The sequence below is a fragment of the Corallococcus sp. AS-1-12 genome, assembly GCF_020036995.1.
Lineage (GTDB): Bacteria > Myxococcota > Myxococcia > Myxococcales > Myxococcaceae > Corallococcus.
Window position 1 is genome coordinate 77,453 of sequence record NZ_JAIQDD010000026.1, and the last position, 17,168, is coordinate 94,620.

Sequence of the window (17,168 nt, forward strand, 5' to 3'; positions counted from 1 at the left end):
GGTGGCGCATCCCAGGCTCAAGGCCGCGAGGATGGGGGCGAGGTGCCGCCGCCAGTGGGCGTGCTTCGGGGCTGTCATGGCGCGCGCACCCTACAGCATGCCATGCGCCTTCTATCAGGCGAGCACCTCCTGTGACCGCTCAACCCACGTTGGTCTTGCTGAACACCCGCAGCGCCTCCGCCACACTCCAGGCCTGGGCGAAGCAGCCTCGCGGACGGTAGGGCTCCGTCGCGTCGAAGATCTCCGAAATCTGTCCAATCCCCGCGTGCGACAGGTGGTCCTCCATTCCAGACAGCAGGGCCCTCGCGGCCTTGAGGTCCGGGGACACCTTCAGCGTCGCGTCCACGTAGTGGCCCATCAGCCAGCCCCACACCGTGCCCTGGTGATAGGCCGCGTCGCGGGCTCGCAGGTCTCCGTCGTACTTCGGTTTGTAGTCCTTGCTCCCCGGCGCCAGGCTGCGCAGCCCCACGGGTGTCACCAGTTCGCGACGCACCACCTCCAGCACCTGCGCCCACTTGTCCCGCTTGAGCACTGGATGCTTCAACGAAATGGCGAAGACCTGGTTCGGCCGCACGCTCGCGTCCTCGCGGCCGTCCTCTCCGTCCACCACGTCGTAGAGACACCCGGCCGCTTCGTTCCAGAAGCGCCGGTTGAAGCTGCCCTGCGCCTTCTCCGCCGCGGCCCGGTACGGCCCTGATTCCAATCCCAGCCGCTCCGCCCAGCCCGCCATCAGCCGCAGGGCGTTGAACCACAGCGCGTTGATCTCCACCGCCTTGCCCCGGCGCGGCGTCACCACCCAGCCCTCCACCTTCGCGTCCATCCAGGTGAGCTGGTAGCCGTCCTGCCCCTGACTCAGGAGCCCGTCCGTAGGGTCCACTCCAATGTGGAAACGCGTGCCCTTCTGGTGGTGCGCAACGATGTCCTGCATCGTCGGGAACAGGTCCCTCAACAGCGCCTCGTCTCCCGTCTCCTCCAGGTAGCGGTCCACCGCGTGGAAGAACCAGAGCGTCGCGTCCGCCGTGTGGTAGACGCCCTCGTTCTCTCCGTCCGGGAAGTAGTTCGGAATCAGCCCGTCCCGCACGTAGTGCTGGAACGTGCGCAGGATGGCCGCCGCTTCTCGGTAACGCCCCGTGGCCAGCGTCAGCCCGTCCAGGCTGATCATCGTGTCCCGGCCCCAGTCCGTGAACCACGGGTAGCCCGCGATGACGCTCCTTGCGTCCAGACCCATCGACCGCGCCCACGCGGCGTCCGCGGGCCTTGGCGGGTCGATGATGAACTGGTCCGCCGCCAACACCAGCCGCGCCGGCACCCCCGTGCGTGCATGCTCCGGGGCACGCTCCAGCAGGCGCTCCTGCCTCCCCAGCTCCCGCTCGAACACCTCCTGGGGGTTCCGCTCCAACAGGTGCCCCGGCGCCTCCACCGTGAGCCCGAAGTACAGCGTGCCCCCCGGCTTCAGCGTCGCCGTGAAGTAACCCGGCGAGTGCTGCACCTCCGTGAAGTCGTAGCCGCGCGCCTTCTCCGTCCGCAGGTGCTGCGGCCGGGACGTCTCCGCCAGGCTCACGTACGGCGTGGGCCCGTCCGAATACAGCCGCATCCGCTGGAGCGGGCCGTCCTCGCCGTTGCGCAGCTCCACCAGCGGGCCTCGCAACGTGACGATGGGCGCTCCCACGGCCTTCAACAGCGGCCCGTCATGCGGGCGCAGCACCGGGTACGGCCGCAGGTGCAGCGTCACCTCCGGACCGGACAGGTGCTCCCACTGGAGGAACACCGTGTCCTCGCCGTGCACCATCACGCAGCGGCGCCTCAGCCGCGCACGCCCCACCGCGAACTCCCAGACGGGAATCAGCCCCTCCAGGTGGAAGTGCCGCAGGTGCCTCGCGCCGTCCTCCCACGCGCCGCCGTCGTCGTGCTCCTCGGACGTGAGCCGGTAGCGCTCCCCGTCCACCAGCGCCGTCTCCTCCAGCCTGGCCATCAGCACCGTGCGCCCCAGCTTCTCCAGCGTGGGGATGAACAGGCCGTGGTAGCGGCGCGTGTTGCAGCCCACCACCGTGCCGGAGGCGTAGCCTCCTCGGCCGTTGGTCAGGAGCCACTCGTAGTGCACGCTGTCGCTGAAGTCGGCGCCGTCCGGGAAGTCGAACGACAGGCGGGGCAGGGCAGGGGCTGGTTCATTCACGCCGTCGTCTCCTCCGCTCCCGTCTCCCTGGGCGGAGACGCGCGGGAAAGGGTAGGAAGCAGGAATCCGTCGGACATCGCCCTCGCGGAGAGGTTGCTCATGCAGGCCCGCGCCACAAAGCGCATCCCCCGGCCCCGGGGCTCGAGGGGAGGACAGCCGGGCAGCCAGGCCCTCGACGCCAGCGCGAGCGCCCTGGAGTCCCTTCACGCAAAACCCTTGCGACCGTCCCCAGGGGACCGCACTTCACCCAGAGCCTTCGGGCGCGCCCCGATTTCCCGAGGAGACACGCCGTGGCCATCGTGAAGTCATCGGGCATCAGCGGCCGGCAGCACAACCTCGCTGAACAGGTCTTCTCCCGCGCCGCGGGCGCGCCGCTCGTGCCGGGCAACGACGTGCGCCTGCTGCGCGACGCGCGCGAGAACTACCCCGCGTGGCTGAGCGCCATCCAGCAGGCCCAGCGCTCCATCCTCTTCGAGAACTACATCATTGAAGACGATGACGTGGGCCGCGCCTTCGCGGACGCGCTGGCCGCCCGCGCCCGCGACGGCGTGCAGGTCCGCGTCCTCTATGACTGGCTGGGCTGCCAGGGCCCCGCGTCCCGCCGCTACTGGCGCTTCTTGCGCGACGCGGGCGTGGAGGTGCGCTCGTTCAATCCCTTCCAGTTCGACCGGCCCCTGGCGTGGCTGGGCCGCAACCACCGCAAGACGCTCACCGTGGACGGCGAGGTGGGCTTCGTCTCCGGCCTGTGCGTGAGCCACAAGTGGGTGGGCGACGCCCAGAAGGGCGTGGCCCCGTGGCGCGACACCGGCCTGGAGATTCGCGGCCCCGCCGTGACGGACCTGGTGCGCGCCTTCGCCCAGGGGTGGAGCACCGTGGGCCCTCCGCTGGACGAGGAGGGATGCCTGTCCGCTCGCGCCTCCCAGCCCATGGGCGACGTGTCCCTGCGCGTGGTGGCCGGCGTGCCCTGGAGCGCGGGCCTCTTCCGCGTGGACCAGCTCATCGCGTCGCTCGCGCGCAAGCGGCTGTGGCTCACCGACGCGTACTTCGTGGGCACCGCCACCTATGTCCAGGCGCTCCGGGCCGCGTCCCGCGACGGCGTGGACGTGCGGCTGCTCGTGCCCGGCAGCAGCGACATCCCCGCGCTGCGCCCGCTCACCCAGGCCGGCTACCGCCCGCTGCTGGAGGCCGGCATCCGCGTCTATGAATGGAACGGCACCATGCTCCACGCCAAGACGGCGGTGGCGGATGGCACCTGGGCGCGCGTCGGCTCCTCCAACCTCAACCCCGCCAGTTGGCTGGGCAACTCCGAGATCGACGTCGCCGTGGAGGACGCCCCCTTCGCCCGGTGCATGGAGGACATGTACCTCCAGGACCTGGAGCACGCGACGGAGGTGGTGCTCAGCGGAAGGGAGCGCCGCCTGGTCGCAGCGCCCGCGCTGCCTCGCGCGCGAAGGGGGGCTCCCGGACGGCGGGGCAGCATGAGCCGCGCGGCCGCGGGCGCGGTGCGCCTGGGCAACACCGTGGGCGCCGCCGTCACCAACCACCGCGAGCTGGGCCGCACCGAATCCAAGGTCGTCTTCGGCGCGGGCGTGGTGCCGCTGGCCCTGGCGGGCGTGGCGCTCTACTGGCCCCACGTCGTGGCCGTGCCGGCGGCGCTCCTGGGGGCGTGGGCCGGCATCGCCTTGTGGAGCCGGGCCCTGCGCCTGCGCCGCCAGGAGGCCCAGGGCACCGAACAGCAGCCGCTGCCGGAGCAGGAGGTGCCGCCCCAGGCCGCCGTCCCGGAGCCGCCCGCGCTGCCGGAGGCGCACGCCTCCCACGCTCCGGAGGCCGGGCCCCGCCAGCCTTGAGGTGAAGGGAAGGGCAGGGCCTGGAAACGAAGAGGGCCCACGGGCCGGCAGCGGGTGGAAGCGTGCTTCCCACTCCGCTGAGCCGGCCCGAAGGCCCTGTGATTCCTACAGCGCTTCAGACCGCGCTGGCGTGTGGCGCTACGCCTGCTTCGCGACCCCCGTGGGCTCCGCCGCCTTGCCGCTCAAGAGCGAGCTGCCGCCGTACAGGGCCAGGCCCACCATGCCCAGCACGCCCGCCTCGACGCCGCCGCCCAGCGAAGCTCCCATCAGCCCCACGATGCTGGTTCCGAGCATGAAGACCACCCCCACCGCCCCTGCCACCTTGCCCATCCGCTGTCCCCCTCTGGACTGAATTGGACCCCTGAAACAGTACCGCTGTCCGACGCCCATACCCTTATCAAGTCCCGTGCCAGGGCTTTGGCACGGGCGCCCCAGAGGGAGCCCGGAAGTGCGAGGAAGGTACGGGGCTCACGTTGGGCAAAGGTCTTCCACCCCGTGGAAGCGATCGGCAGAAAGCACAGGGGCGAACACCGGGGTAGGACCGGAATTTTTCCCGGATGCGCCCAGGTGCGCCTGATGTGGCACGCCGTAACCCACTGCATTCCAAGGGATTTCCCTCCCCCCAAGCGCTGGCACACGCGCTGCTAGGAGCCTCCGCCAGAAGCGAACCACCCGGCCCTTCAGGGCGTGTGAACGGTGGATCGCGCGGAACATCAGTGAACGAAGGAGAGCGGAAGATGGGAATGCGGCGCACGGGGTTCTGGACGGTGATGGGGATGCTCCTCCTGTCGGGTTGTGCTCACCAGCAGACGCTGAAGGTCGACAACGCGGATCAGCCGTACCGCATCGGCCGCGAGGACGTGCTCGACGTGAGCGTGTGGCGCGACCAGGAGCTGTCGCGCACGGTGCCGGTGCGCCCCGACGGCTACATCTCCATTCCGATGGTGGGCGAGATTGAGGCCGCGGGCAAGACGCCCACGGAGCTGGCCGAGGCGCTCAAGACGGGCCTGTCGCCGTACGTGCAGGAGCCGCGCGTGACGGTCATCGTCCGCGAGGTGAACAGCAGCCGCGTGTTCGTCACGGGCGAGGTGGCCCACCCGGGCGCCTACCCGCTGCGCGGCCGCGTGTCCCTGCTGCAGGCCATCGCGCTGGCCGGCGGCTTCACGGACTTCGCCAACTCCGACGGCATCGTCGTCATCCGCACGGACGGCAAGGGCGGGCAGATCCCGGTGCGCTACAGCGACCTGGTCTCCCCGGACGGCGAGAGCGTCATCCTGCGGCCGGGTGACACCGTCGTCGTCCCGTGAAGCGGGACGGGCGCGCGGACGGCAAGGACAGACATCGGGAAGCAGCGAACGTGGGCGTGGGTCAGGACGGGAGGGCGGCGGTGAGGGGCAACTGGAAGCGAGCAGTGATTGCGGGCTGTCTCATCGCCGCGCCGGCCGCGCAGGCGGCCACCATCCTGGAGCCGCGCCTGCGCCTCACGGCGGAGGAGCGCTTCGACAATGACATCCGTCTGGGCGGAGCCGGCACCAACGGGCAGTTCATGACGAAGCTGTCCCCGCGGCTGGGCCTGGACGTGAAGAACGAGCAGTTGACGCTCGAGTCCTTCTACGCCACGGACCTGCTCGCGCGGCACGGCTCCGGGACGACGACGGTGGACCACCGCGCGGGCGTGGGCTTCCGGGACGTGCTGTCCCGGCGGCTGCGGCTGGACGCCAGCGCGCGGGTGTTCCGCGTCACCGACCCCACGTCGCTGCCGCGCGACGGCCTGGCGCGCTCCACGGCGCCCACCTTCTATGCGCAGACGAAGGTGGGCATCACGGGGCGCGTCACCGAGCGCATGGACGTGCGCGGCAACTACATGTTCGAGGCGACGCGCATCATCGAGCCGGGGCGGGTGGCGGGCTATGCGCACACCCCGTCCGTGGAGCTGTGGTACCGCACCACGCGCCGGCTGTCCCTGGGCGCCGAGTACCGCTACCAGGGCTTCCTGTACGACCAGGACTACAGCCAGGCGCATGGCGCTTCCGCGGCCCTGCGCTACCGGCTGACGCGGCCCACCACGCTCACCGTCCGGGGCGGGCCGGTGCGCTACATGCCGTCGGACGCGTCGCGCGGCGGGTGGTTGCCCCGCGTGGCGCTGGAGCTGGTGCGCGAGGGCGAGCGCAGTGACTTCGGCTTCGCCATCGGTCACGACCTGGTGGGCGCGAGCGGTTTCTCCGGCGCGGTGTGGGCGGACTACGCGTCGGTGATGGGGGCGCATCGTTTCTCGCAGAAGCTGTCCGCCTTCGGGGCGGCCAGCTTCTTCCGGAACGGCACGGCGCCCGATGAGAACTACACGCAGTGGCGCAACACCACGAACGTGTCGCAGGGCTATGCGGTGGGTGGAGGCGTCGAGTACCGGCTGAGCCGGAAGCTGGCGCTGCAGGGCGCGTTCGACCGCATCGCGCAGGTGGGTGCGGCGGATGTCGCTGGGGCGGGGGACCTGACACGCAACGTGTTCGCCCTCCGTCTGGTCATGACAGCTTGGTAGGCAACCTTTGAGAGCTACGAGGATGGAGGAGCGGATCATGGAGCGTGGGATGACGGCGGACCAGTTGCTTTCGGCGCTGTGGCGCCGCAAGGCCCTGGTGGGGGCGATCGCTGCAGCAATCTTCGTGTTGGGTGCGGCCATCGTGATGACCCGGCCGAGCATTTATGAAGCGTCCGTGGTGGTGCGCGTGGAGCCGCAGCGCCCCGGCGAGGAGATGGTCCAGCGCACGGTGAGCGAGCTCATCGAGCAGCGGCTCGTCACCGTCCGCCAGGAGCTGCTGGCGCGGCCGGTGCTCCAGAAGGCCATCGAGGAGATGAACCTCTACCCGGAGCTGGTGTCCGACAAGGGCATCGAGGCGGCGGTGGAGCAGATGCGCAAGGACCTCACCGTGCGCGTCGAGGGTGAGACGGCCTTCGAGCTCACCTACGCGGGCCGCGACCCGCAGGTGGTGGCGCAGGTGGCCAACCGCCTGCCGGCCATCTTCTCCGAGGAGACGCTGAAGATCCGCCAGGCGCAGGCGGCCCGCGCCACGGACCTCTTCAACGAGGAGATGGTCTCCATGGGCAAGGCCGTGTCCTCCTGGGAGACGAAGATCTCCAAGTTCAAGGTGGACCACCTGGGCGAGCTGCCCGAGCAGATGGAGATGAACATGCGCGGCCTGGAGCGCATCAGCGCCCAGTTGCAGACGAAGTCCGAGGAGCTGCGCACGGCCGAGGCGCGCCGCTCCGACCTGGCCCGCGCCCGCAACGCCGCGGACAGCGAGGCGGGCCGGCTGGAGGCCACGGAGAGCGGCCTGTCCCGCACCCTCACGCAGGCCAAGACGCAGTGGACGCCGGACCACCCGGAGGTGAAGCGGATGGAGCGTGAGCTCAACGACATCAGCGCCCAGCGCAAGGACGCCGAGGGCCGCATGTTCGCCGAGCGCAACGAGCGCACCCGCGTGGCCACGCTCATCACCAACATCCAGAAGGACATCGTGGACCTCCAGAAGCAGGCCGAGGCGTACCAGGCGCGGCTGAACAACACCCCGCGCTGGGCCCAGGAGCTGGCGGTCATGAACCGGGACTACGAGATCGCCCGCACCAAGTACCAGAGCGTGGTGAGCCGCAAGGTGGAGGCGGAGATCGCCCAGGAGCTGGAGGCCAAGAGCGCCAAGAGCCTGTTCAACGTCATCTCGCCCGCCGGGGTGCCTTCCTCGCCTGCTCGCCCGGACCGCATGACGGGCCTGCTCATCGCCGCCCTGGTGGCCCTGGCGCTGGGCGTCCTCACCGGCACCGTCCTGGAGATGCGCGACGACAGCCTGCGCGACGGCACGGAGGTCCGCGAGCGCCTGACGCTGCCGGTCCTGGCGGTGGTCCCGAACATGCAAGGCAAGACGGAGAAGCGGATTCTGATGCCGATGGCTGGGAGCAAGAACAGCGTCTCCTCGCCTACTTCCCTGAACTAATTGCCGCCCCCCTACGGAAAGGATTGGAGAACTCAGATGGATTCGACGATGGAGCGGGCCGGTAACTTCCTCCCCCGCGTGGACGACAGCGCGGCTTCCTCGAACGCGGTGGACCGCCGGGTGGTGACGCTCACGGCCCCTGCTTCCGCGGCCGCCGAGCAGTACCGCAGCCTGTACTACCGCCTGGAGCGGATGCGCGAGCAGCGCCCGATGAAGGTGGTGGCGCTCACCTCCGCGATGCCCGGCGAGGGCAAGACGGTGACGAGCGTGAACCTGGCCCTGGCCGCCGCCCGGGCGAACCCGGAGCGCCGCATCCTGCTGGTGGACGCGGACCTGCGCCGGGGGCAGGTGGCCCCCACGCTGGGCATGCGCAACAAGCAGGGCCTGGCGGAGCTGCTGGCCGGTGAGTGCGACGTGCGCGACGTGGTGCGCCGCTTCAACTCCACGCGCCTGGCCGTCATCCCCGCCGGCGCCACGCCGGAGGAGAGCACCCAGGTGCTGGCGAGCGCCCGCATGAAGCAGTTCCTCAAGGCGGTGCGCGAGGGCTTCGACGAGGTGTACGTGGACCTGCCGCCCACGCTGCCGTTCGCGGACGCGGCCATCCTGGGCCACCAGATGGACGGCGTGCTGATGGTCATCCGCGCCAACGTCACCCCCTCCAAGGTGGTGAACCAGGCGGTGGAGCAGTTGGCGGGCGCGGCGCTGGTGGGCTGCGTGCTCAACGGGGCGGAGGTGAACGCGACCCCGTACCTGAAGAACTACGTGAAGAAGTAGCGGTCGGTTGTCGAGGTGAGTGTTTCACGGGCCCGGACCCGCTCCTCGCGCCGATGAGGTGCGAAGGGCGGGGGGCCTGGAGCGGCGGCGGGTCGGGGTTGGAGGAGTCACGTGCTTCGCGTTTTCCACCACTATTTTTCAGCCAAGAAACTGACGTTCTTCCTCGCCGAGTCCTCGGCGATCGCGCTGGCCTGTGTCGCGGGTGCCGCGGCCTGCGCGGCCCTCTTCGCGCCCCTGGGCTCCACGCCCCCGTTCGCCACGATGTGGCCGACGCTGGTGGGGCTGGGCCTGGCCTTCGTCGTCACCTTCCAGTTCACGCTGTACCTGTTGGACCTGTACGACCTGCGCATCGCGGCCGAGGACCGCACGCGCGGCTACCGCTTCCTCAAGGCCGCGGGCGTCACCGCGATGGTGGCGGGCGGCGTGATGCTCCTCCTGCCGCTGGCCCTTCCGGTGGTGCTGCCCCCCGGGACGCTGCTGGGCGGCGCGATGGGCGCCCTGGCCGGCACGCTGGTGGTGCGCGTGTCCATCCGGGCGCTGGTGGGTGAACCCGACGCGGTGCTCATCGTGGGGGATGGCCTCAAGGCCCGCGCGGTGGCCAGCGCGATTGAAGATGGCGGCGAGGGGTCCTTCCGCGTGGTGGCCCTGGTGGAGCCGCGCAAGGTGGAGGAGCCGCTGGACGCGATGGCGGCGCGCCTCAACGCCTCCTACGTGGTGCAGGCCGCGGACGACATGCGCGGCGCCAACTGGGTGGACTCGCTCTTGCGCTGCCGGCTGGACGGGCGGCGGGTGTACGACGCGGCGGGCTTCTGCGAGCGCGTACTGCGCCGCATCCCGGTGCAGTTCCTGCGCGCCAGCGACTTCGCCTTCGCGGATGAGATGACGGTGTCGCCCCTGCGCCGGGCCTTCAAGCGCGTGTTCGACGTGGCGGTGGCGTCGCTGCTCCTGCTGCTGGCGTCGCCCTTCCTGGTGCTGGTGGCGCTGGCCATCAAGCTGGACTCCAAGGGCCCCGTCTTCTACCGGCAGGACCGCGTGGGCCTGGGCGGCAAGGCGTACCCGCTCTGGAAGTTCCGCAGCATGCGCACCGACGCGGAGAAGAACGGCGCGGTGTGGGCGCGCTCCAACGACGACCGCGTCACGCGGGTGGGCAAGTTCATCCGCAAGACGCGCATCGACGAGATTCCGCAGGTGTTCAACGTGCTCCTGGGCCACATGAGCTTCGTGGGCCCCCGGCCGGAGCGCCCGGTGTTCACCGAGCAGCTCAAGCAGCAGATTCCGTTCTACGGCGTGCGCGAGGCGGTGAAGCCGGGCATCACGGGCTGGGCGCAGATCCGCTACCCCTACGGGGCCTCGGTGGAGGACGCGCGCAACAAGCTGGAGTTCGACCTGTACTACGTGAAGAACGGGTCGCTGTTCCTGGACGTCGGCATCATCTTCCACACGGTCCGGCACGTGCTGCTGGGACGAGGGGCGCGGTAACCGTTCAGCAGTGGATGGGGATGACCATCCGCGGCCTCTGGTTGTCGGGGGAGGCCGGGATGCCAAGGGTGGGTAGCCATGGATTGGGATGGGCGAGGGGGTTGGCACATGGTGGGCATGGACGTGGACGCACCGTTCTCAGAGCAGTGGAGCCAGGACGACGCGCGCAACAGGCAGCAGGGCGTGGAGCGCAACGAGCTGCTGCAGGCGCCGAAGCACCGTCCCACGCGCATCGTCGCGATGGGCGGCGGGACGGGCTTGCCCATGGTGCTCAAGGGGCTGGCCCGCCGCGCGGCCCCCAAGGGCGGCCAGCCTGGCGTGGACATCACCGCGGTCGTGGCGATGAGCGACGACGGCGGCAGCTCCGGGCGCCTGCGCCGGCTGCACGGCGCGCTGCCCCCGGGGGACATCCGCAACTGCCTGGTGGCGCTCGCGGGCGGCAAGAGCGCGCTGAGGGACGTGTTCCAGTACCGCTTCGGCGGCGCGAAGGGGCTCGCGGGGCACGCGGTGGGCAACCTGCTCATCGCGGCGCTCGCGGAGCTGAAGGGCGACTTCCTGGAGGCGGTGCGGCTGTCCGGGGAACTCTTGGGCGCCAAGGGCCAGGTGCTGCCCAGCACGCTCGCGTCCGTGCAGCTCGTGGCCCAGATGCATGACGACACGGAGGTCGTGGGCGAGCGCAACATCTGCCGCGCCCAGGGCCGCGTGCGCCGCGTGTCGCTCAGCCCCCGCTCACCGCCGGCGGTGGACGGCCTGCTGGAGGCCATCTACTCGGCGGACCTCATCGCCATCGGGCCGGGGTCGCTGTACTCGAGCGTGCTGCCCAACCTGCTGGTGGACGGCGTGGCCCAGGCGCTGAAGGAGACGCGCGCGCTGAAGGTCATGGTGGCCAACCTGATGACCCAGCCGGGTGAGACGGACGGGATGAACTGCCTGGACCACGTGCAGGCCGTCATCGACCACGTGGGGCCGGTGCTGGACGCGGTGCTCGTCAACGGCCGGATGCCTTCCGAGGAGTCCATCCAGCGCTATGCGCGCAAGGGCTCCTTCATGGTCACGGCGGAGACGCGGGAGCTGCTGTCCTCCGGGGTGATTCCGGTGCAGGCGGATCTGCTCAAGGAAGGTTCCAAGATCCGACACGACAGCCGCAAGGTCGCCGCCTGCCTGCTGAAGATGGCGCGCAGCGGGTTGTAGGCCGCCCTGTCCATCACCACCTTGGGGCCCTCGAACATGGAAGCCATTCAACTTTCGACCGCCTCCCAGGTCGTGGAAGTCAACGACCGGGCGGCCTTCATGTCCCTGGAAGCCGAGTGGAACCAGCTCGTGGAGACGACCTCCCACGAGCTGTTCTACCGGCATGAGTTCCTGCGGCTGTGGCTGGACAACTTCGCCGCCGGGGCGCGCATGCGCGTGCTGCTGCTGCGCGGCGAGGACGGAGCGCTCACCGCCGCGCTGCCGCTGGTGGAGGAGCGCACGTCGATGTACGGCGTGCCCGTGCGCCAGCTCACCTCCGCGGCCAACGCGCACTCCTGCCGCTTCGACATGCTGGCGCGGGAGCCGGATGCCGCGGCCCGGGCCTTCCTCGCGCACCTGCGCGCGACGGGCGGCTGGGACGTGCTGCGGCTGACGGACGTGCCGGACGGCGGCGTGGGCTTCCGCCTGCTGGAGGCCGCGAAGCAGGGCGGGCTCCCGGTGGGCGAGTGGGAGTCGCTGCAATCGCCCTACGTGCCCCTGCCCGCGAAGAAGGACGCGTACTTCGCGAAGCTGCCGTCCAAGTTCAAGGCCAACTGCCGCCGCCGGCGCCGCAAGCTGGAGGAGAAGGGGAAGGTCACCTTCGAGCGCGTCCCTGGCGGGTTGGACCTGGAGGGCACGCTGGAGGAGGGGCTGCTGCTGGAGCAGAGCGGCTGGAAGGGCGCGAATGGCACGGCCATGGCGCAGGACGCGAAGACGCGCGGCTTCTACACGGAGCTGGCGCGGGACGCGGCCTACCGCGGCCGCCTGGCGCTGTACTTCCTGCGCCTGGACGGGCGCGCGGTGGCGTTCCAGTACGGCCTGGAGTTCGGCGGGCGCTACTTCCTGCTGAAGCCCGGCTACGACGAGTCCCTGAAGGAATGCAGCCCGGGGCAGCTCCTGATGGAGGAGGTGCTGGGGGACTGCCTGGACCGGGGGCTCACCGAGTTCGATTTCCTGGGGCCGGACATGGTGTGGAAGCGCGACTGGACGGATCAGGTCCGGCGGCACACCTGGCTCTATGTGTTCAACGACACCGCCTTCGGCCGGGCCCTGTGCGCGGCGAAGTTCCGGTGGGTACCGGCGGCGAAAGAGGTGGTGGCGAGATGGAAGAAGTGAAGTCGACCGACAGGCTGTTCGTGCCGTCCCTGCCCACGCTGTGGCCCAGCATGTTGGTGGCCCCGCCGCGCCCGGGGGCCCTGCCGCCGTTCTCGTCTCCCAACGCGCGCTACTTCTACTTCGCGCGCAACGCCGTCTGGCTGACCATCAAGATGCTGCGCCTGGACGGCGGCGAGGTGCTGATGCCCGCCTACCACCACGGCGTGGAGGTGGAGGCGGTGGTGGACGCGGGCGCCATTCCGCGCTTCTACCGCGTGGGCAGCCGCTGGGACGTGGACGTGGCGGACGTGGCGAAGCGCATCACGCCGAAGACGCGCGCGCTCTACCTCATCCACTACGCGGGCTTCCCGGGGCCGGTGGACGCCATGCGCAAGCTGGCGGACGAGCATGGCATCCCGCTGATTGAGGACTGCGCGCTGTCGCTCCTGTCGTCCGACGGCGCGACGCCGCTGGGCACCACGGGCGACGTGGGCATCTTCTGTCTCTACAAGACGCTCCCGGTACCCAATGGAGGCGCGCTGGTCGTCAACGGCAAGCGCTCCTACAGCCTGCCGGAGCCGCCCGCGCCGCCGCTGGCGTCCACCTTCAGCCACACCGTGTCCGCGCTGCTGCAGAACCTGGAGCTGCGCGGCGGGGCGGTGGGCCGGGGGCTGCGCGGCCTGGTGCGCTCGGTGGGGCACGGCACGGTGAAGGCCGCGAGCATCGAGCGGGTGGCCACGGGCACGCAGCACTTCGACCGGCGGCACGTGGACCTGGGCATGAGCCCGCTGACGAAGCGGATTGCCCTGGCGCAGGACCTGGAGGCCATCGTCGAGGCGCGCCGCCGCAACTACTTCCTCCTGCTGGGCCGGCTGCGCGACGTGTCGCCGCCGCTCTTCAACCAATTGCCCCCGGGCGTCAGCCCCCTGTTCTACCCGATGGTGGTGCAGGACAAGGAGCTGCTGCTGGCGAAGCTGCGCGAGAGGGGCATCGACGCCATCGACTTCTGGAAGCGCTTCCATCCCGCGTGCGACCCGTCGGAGTTCCCGGAGGTCGCGCAGTTGCGGCGCACCATCCTGGAGATTCCCTGCCACCAGGACCTGACGCCGGAGGTGATGGGGCAGGTGGTGGACGTGGTCCGGGAGGCGCTGAAGTCCGAGCGCCGGCCGAGCAAGCGCGCGTCGTGAGGGAACAGGGGCTGGCTCCCGGGTTGCAATGGCCCCCGGGGGCCGGGGCATTGCTTCGGGAAAGGCATCAGGGTGACGCGGTGATCCGCGAAGACGAGTTGACGTCGGGGCCAAGGTTGACGCCGCGGTTGGACGTGGCGGCGGTGGGCAGTGCCTCGCGGCTGGCGGGGATGCGGGCGGAGTGGAACGCGCTCTTGGACGCGAGCACGGCCGGTCCGTTCAACGCGTGGGAGTGGCTGTATCCGTGGTGCCGGCGCATCGCGCCCGACGTGCGGCCGCTGGTGCTGACGGCGCGCGACAGGCTGGGCACGCTGGTGGGGCTGCTGCCGCTGGGCTTGGAGCACCGCTGGGTGAACGGCGTGCGCGTGCGGCGCCTGGGCTTCCTGGGTGAGACGCACGTGGGCAGCGACTACCTGGACGTGGTGGCGCGCAGGGGCCGCGAGGCGGAGGTGGCCCGGGCGTTCTTCAACGTGCTCCAGGGCCTGCGCGACGAGTGGGACGTGCTGGACTTGACGGACCTGCGCGAGGGGTCGACGACGCTCGGCGTGGCGCGCGAGGTGTTTGGCGACGTGCGCGTGACGGAGCGCTACGTGTGCCCGTACGAGACGCTGGTGCCGGGCGAGCCGTTCGACGCGTTCTTGAAGCGCACGGGGCGGCGGGACAACTACCTGCGCCGGCGCAAGTGGCTGGAGAAGCAGGACGGCTACCGCATCGAGCGCACGGACGCGCCGGGCGCGCTGTCCGGGCCCATGACGGACTTCTTCCGGCTGCACGCGCTGCGCTGGTCCTCGGATGGCGGTTCGCAGGGCATCAAGGGCGCCGGGGTGGAGGCGTTCCACCGGGACGCGACGCAGTGGCTGGCGGAGCGGGGCCGGCTGCGGATGTACACGATGAAGGTGGGCGGCCAGGCGGTGGCGTCCGTGTACGGCATCCTGCATGGCCAGACGTTCGTGTACTTCCAGTCCGGCTATGACCCGGCGTGGCGCAACCGCAGCGTGGGCCTGGTGCTGGTGGGCGAGACGTTCAAGGACGCCATCGAGATGGGCCTGACGGAGTACGACTTCCTGCGAGGCACGGAGACGTACAAGTCCGACTGGGTGACGAAGCAGCGCCAGACGGTGTCCCTGCGCGCGCACGGCGCGGGCTTCGCGGGCACGTGGTTCACCCGCTCCGAGGAGTGGGCCCGGCAGACGCGCAACGCGGTGAAGGGTGTCCTGTCCGACGAGCTGGTGGAGAAGGTGCGCCGGTTCCGCCGGCGGAAGGCCGCGGTGAATTGACGCCTGGTGGAGGCGCGGCGGATCCTGGCGGGTGCCATGGAGAAGCTGCGCTGCGCCGTCCTGGATGACTATCAGGGTGTTTCGACAAGGCTCGCGGACTGGTCTTCCGTGAGCGGACAGGTCGAGGTGACGGTGTTCCGCGAGCACTTCTCCGGTGAGGAGGAGTTGGTCGCGGCGCTGTCGCCGTTCGACCTGCTCGTCGTCATGCGGGAGCGCACGCCGTTTCCGAAGGCGCTGATTGAACGGCTGCCACGGCTGCGGCTGCTGGTGACGACGGGGATGCGGAATGCGTCCATCGACGTGGCCGCGGCCACCGCGCGCGGCGTGACGGTGTGCGGGACGGCGAGCGCGACCGAGCCTCCGGTGGAGCTGACGTGGGCGTTGCTGCTGGCGCTCGCGAGGAACGTGGTGGGGGAGAGCACCGCGTTCCGGCAGGGCGGCCCGTGGCAGCACTCCGTGGGCGTGGACCTGCACGGGAAGCGGCTGGGGCTCCTGGGCTTGGGGAAGATTGGGAGCAGGGTGGCCCGGGTGGGCGCGGCGTTTGGGATGGACGTGGTCGCGTGGAGCCCGAACCTCACGGACGCGAGGGCCGCGGAGGTGGGGGTGACGCGGCCCGCGTCGAAGGAGGCGCTCCTGGAGACGAGCGACTTCGTGTCCATTCACCTGGTGCTGGGGGAGCGCTCGCGGGGGCTGGTGGGGCGCGCGGAGCTCGCGAGGATGCGGCCCACGGCGTACCTCATCAACACGTCTCGCGCGGCCATCGTGGATCAGGCGGCGCTGGTGGAGGCGTTGCAGCAGGGTGTCATCGCGGGCGCGGCGGTGGATGTCTTTGAAACAGAGCCGGTGCCCGTGGACGACGTGCTGCGGAAGCTGCCGAACCTGCTCGCCACGCCGCACCTGGGTTACGTGTCCCAGGGGAACTACGCGACGTACTTCCGTGAAGCCGTGGAGGACATCCGCGCGTTCCTCGACGGTGCGCCCATCCGCAGGCTGGGGTGAGGCTCAGGGGAGGTTGTCTGGATAGCTGGTGAAGAGGGCGTGGAAGAGCGTCGTTTTCGGAGGGGACTTCCAGCCCACGAAGACGGGTGCTGGATGGTTGGCGATATCTGGGGGCAGCAGGCTCAACCCCATCGTGGACTCCATGAGTCTCGCCATCGTGACCGCTGGCTCCACCGCGGGAGGCTCCAGGTCGAGCTGCCGGAAGATGCGGCGCTCGCCGTATTCAAACTGGACCCGATACACCGTGTAGACCGGCGCGATGATGCTGGCGCAGCCGACGTAGACCCAGTGCAGTCCGGAACGCTCACGGTCACGACTTGGATAGATGGCGCACCAGAAGCATCCATCCCGAGACGTCGTGATGTCTCCGATGGGGTTCTGGGGAAATGCTTGATCGAGCTGATCCATCAATACGTCCCAGGGCCCAGGCTCCGCGAGCTTCTTGCGCCAGAGTGCATGAAGCACATGTTCTTCGGGGCTGGGTTCCTGATTGGGATCTTCATACGAGGGCCAATAGGTTCTCGCTATCTCCAGCAACACCTTGGTGGATGGAACCATGGGCTACCTGCCTCCGCTGGTGGTCGGCCCCGTGGGGGTCACGACCACGGGCTCAATGCCTTGGGCACAGACCTTGGGAACACGTGCACCCGCAATGGCAGCCTTGAGCGTGAGTTCGTAGAAAGTCTTGAACTCCTCACAGGCGATTCCGATCGGCGTAGCTGGCGTCACACCAGAAAAGGTGACCCTTGCTGCCTGGTTCGCGCAGCTCGCGGAGAGGCTCTGGGCTTGCTCCATGGAGATCGCTCCCTGCGCACCATTGGCAATGGGCATCTCCACGCCGAACCTGCAGTAGAACAATTCTCCCGTGTCGCGGGCGATGCCGACGTGGAGGCATGCCGCCATCCATCCGCCCGGCTTCTTCCCGCGCTGCTTCACCACTTCATGAAAGACGAAGTGACGGGGGCGCAGGGCGCCTTCCACATACGTCGCGGAACCGCCCGTCGCGCAGGCGGATGACAACGCGACGCCGCACAGCGTGACAGTGGCCTTCCAGCAGCCGGATGCACCCATGGCCCACCTCCAGGGGTGACACACTTCACGGGGCCGGAAGCCCGGCCCCTCAC

At 69.9% G+C, this 17,168-nt stretch carries 15 protein-coding genes; 11 read left to right on the top strand and 4 right to left on the bottom strand.

All coding sequences use genetic code 11. The features are described 5' to 3' along the window. Positions 1-139: 139 nt before the first annotated feature. Positions 140-2,173, bottom strand: a complete 2,034-nt coding sequence (locus tag K8556_RS30525) for an amylo-alpha-1,6-glucosidase (protein WP_223743632.1) — start codon at positions 2,171-2,173, stop codon at positions 140-142. Between the two features lie 290 nt (positions 2,174-2,463). On the opposite strand from K8556_RS30525, the gene K8556_RS30530 reads away from it, so the two are divergent. After that, entirely contained in the window at positions 2,464-4,020 is a 1,557-nt protein-coding gene (locus tag K8556_RS30530) for a phospholipase D-like domain-containing protein (RefSeq protein WP_223743633.1), read from the top strand. 138 nt (positions 4,021-4,158) lie between these two features. On the opposite strand, the gene K8556_RS30535 is transcribed toward K8556_RS30530, so the two are convergent. Further along, positions 4,159-4,350: a hypothetical protein gene (locus K8556_RS30535; protein ID WP_223743634.1), complete on the bottom strand. Its 192-nt coding sequence runs from the start codon at positions 4,348-4,350 to the stop codon at positions 4,159-4,161. A gap of 407 nt (positions 4,351-4,757) precedes the next feature. Between K8556_RS30535 and K8556_RS30540 the strand changes: the two genes are divergently transcribed. The 10 genes from K8556_RS30540 (at position 4,758) to K8556_RS30585 (ending at position 16,044) form a co-directional block, all read left to right on the top strand. Further along, positions 4,758-5,327 carry a polysaccharide biosynthesis/export family protein gene (locus tag K8556_RS30540; RefSeq protein ID WP_223743635.1) on the top strand — a complete coding sequence of 190 codons (570 nt, stop codon included), beginning with the start codon at positions 4,758-4,760 and terminating at the stop codon, positions 5,325-5,327. A gap of 50 nt (positions 5,328-5,377) precedes the next feature. After that, complete coding sequence (locus K8556_RS30545) at positions 5,378-6,556, top strand: hypothetical protein (RefSeq protein ID WP_370639987.1); 1,179 nt, start codon at positions 5,378-5,380, stop codon at positions 6,554-6,556. A 37-nt stretch (positions 6,557-6,593) separates the two neighbouring features. Next, a complete protein-coding gene (locus tag K8556_RS30550; protein WP_223743637.1) occupies positions 6,594-8,003 on the top strand; it encodes a Wzz/FepE/Etk N-terminal domain-containing protein in 1,410 nt (469 codons plus the stop codon). A gap of 36 nt (positions 8,004-8,039) precedes the next feature. After that, entirely contained in the window at positions 8,040-8,777 is a 738-nt protein-coding gene (locus K8556_RS30555; protein WP_223743638.1) for a CpsD/CapB family tyrosine-protein kinase, read from the top strand. Between the two features lie 111 nt (positions 8,778-8,888). Then, positions 8,889-10,256, top strand: coding sequence for a polyisoprenyl-phosphate hexose-1-phosphate transferase ExoE (gene exoE, locus K8556_RS30560; protein WP_223743639.1), 1,368 nt, complete (start codon positions 8,889-8,891; stop codon positions 10,254-10,256). A gap of 108 nt (positions 10,257-10,364) precedes the next feature. Then, a complete protein-coding gene (gene yvcK / locus K8556_RS30565) occupies positions 10,365-11,447 on the top strand; it encodes a gluconeogenesis factor YvcK family protein (RefSeq protein ID WP_223743640.1) in 1,083 nt (360 codons plus the stop codon). Positions 11,448-11,483: 36 nt separating this feature from the next. Continuing rightward, complete coding sequence (locus K8556_RS30570) at positions 11,484-12,602, top strand: GNAT family N-acetyltransferase (RefSeq protein WP_223743641.1); 1,119 nt, start codon at positions 11,484-11,486, stop codon at positions 12,600-12,602. Continuing rightward, a complete protein-coding gene (locus tag K8556_RS30575) occupies positions 12,590-13,768 on the top strand; it encodes a DegT/DnrJ/EryC1/StrS family aminotransferase (protein WP_223743642.1) in 1,179 nt (392 codons plus the stop codon). Before K8556_RS30570 ends, K8556_RS30575 begins: the two co-directional genes overlap by 13 nt. An 80-nt stretch (positions 13,769-13,848) precedes the next feature. Beyond that, complete coding sequence (locus K8556_RS30580) at positions 13,849-15,045, top strand: GNAT family N-acetyltransferase (protein ID WP_223743643.1); 1,197 nt, start codon at positions 13,849-13,851, stop codon at positions 15,043-15,045. A 36-nt stretch (positions 15,046-15,081) separates the two neighbouring features. Further along, the gene (locus K8556_RS30585; RefSeq protein ID WP_223743644.1) at positions 15,082-16,044 is read left to right on the top strand and encodes a D-2-hydroxyacid dehydrogenase family protein; all 963 of its coding nucleotides are present in this window, start codon (positions 15,082-15,084) and stop codon (positions 16,042-16,044) included. 3 nt (positions 16,045-16,047) lie between these two features. Here K8556_RS30585 and K8556_RS30590 read toward each other — a convergent pair whose 3' ends face one another. After that, positions 16,048-16,602: a hypothetical protein gene (locus K8556_RS30590; protein ID WP_223743645.1), complete on the bottom strand. Its 555-nt coding sequence runs from the start codon at positions 16,600-16,602 to the stop codon at positions 16,048-16,050. A 3-nt stretch (positions 16,603-16,605) separates the two neighbouring features. Continuing rightward, entirely contained in the window at positions 16,606-17,115 is a 510-nt protein-coding gene (locus K8556_RS30595; RefSeq protein WP_223743646.1) for a hypothetical protein, read from the bottom strand. Between the last annotated feature and the right edge of the window lie 53 nt (positions 17,116-17,168).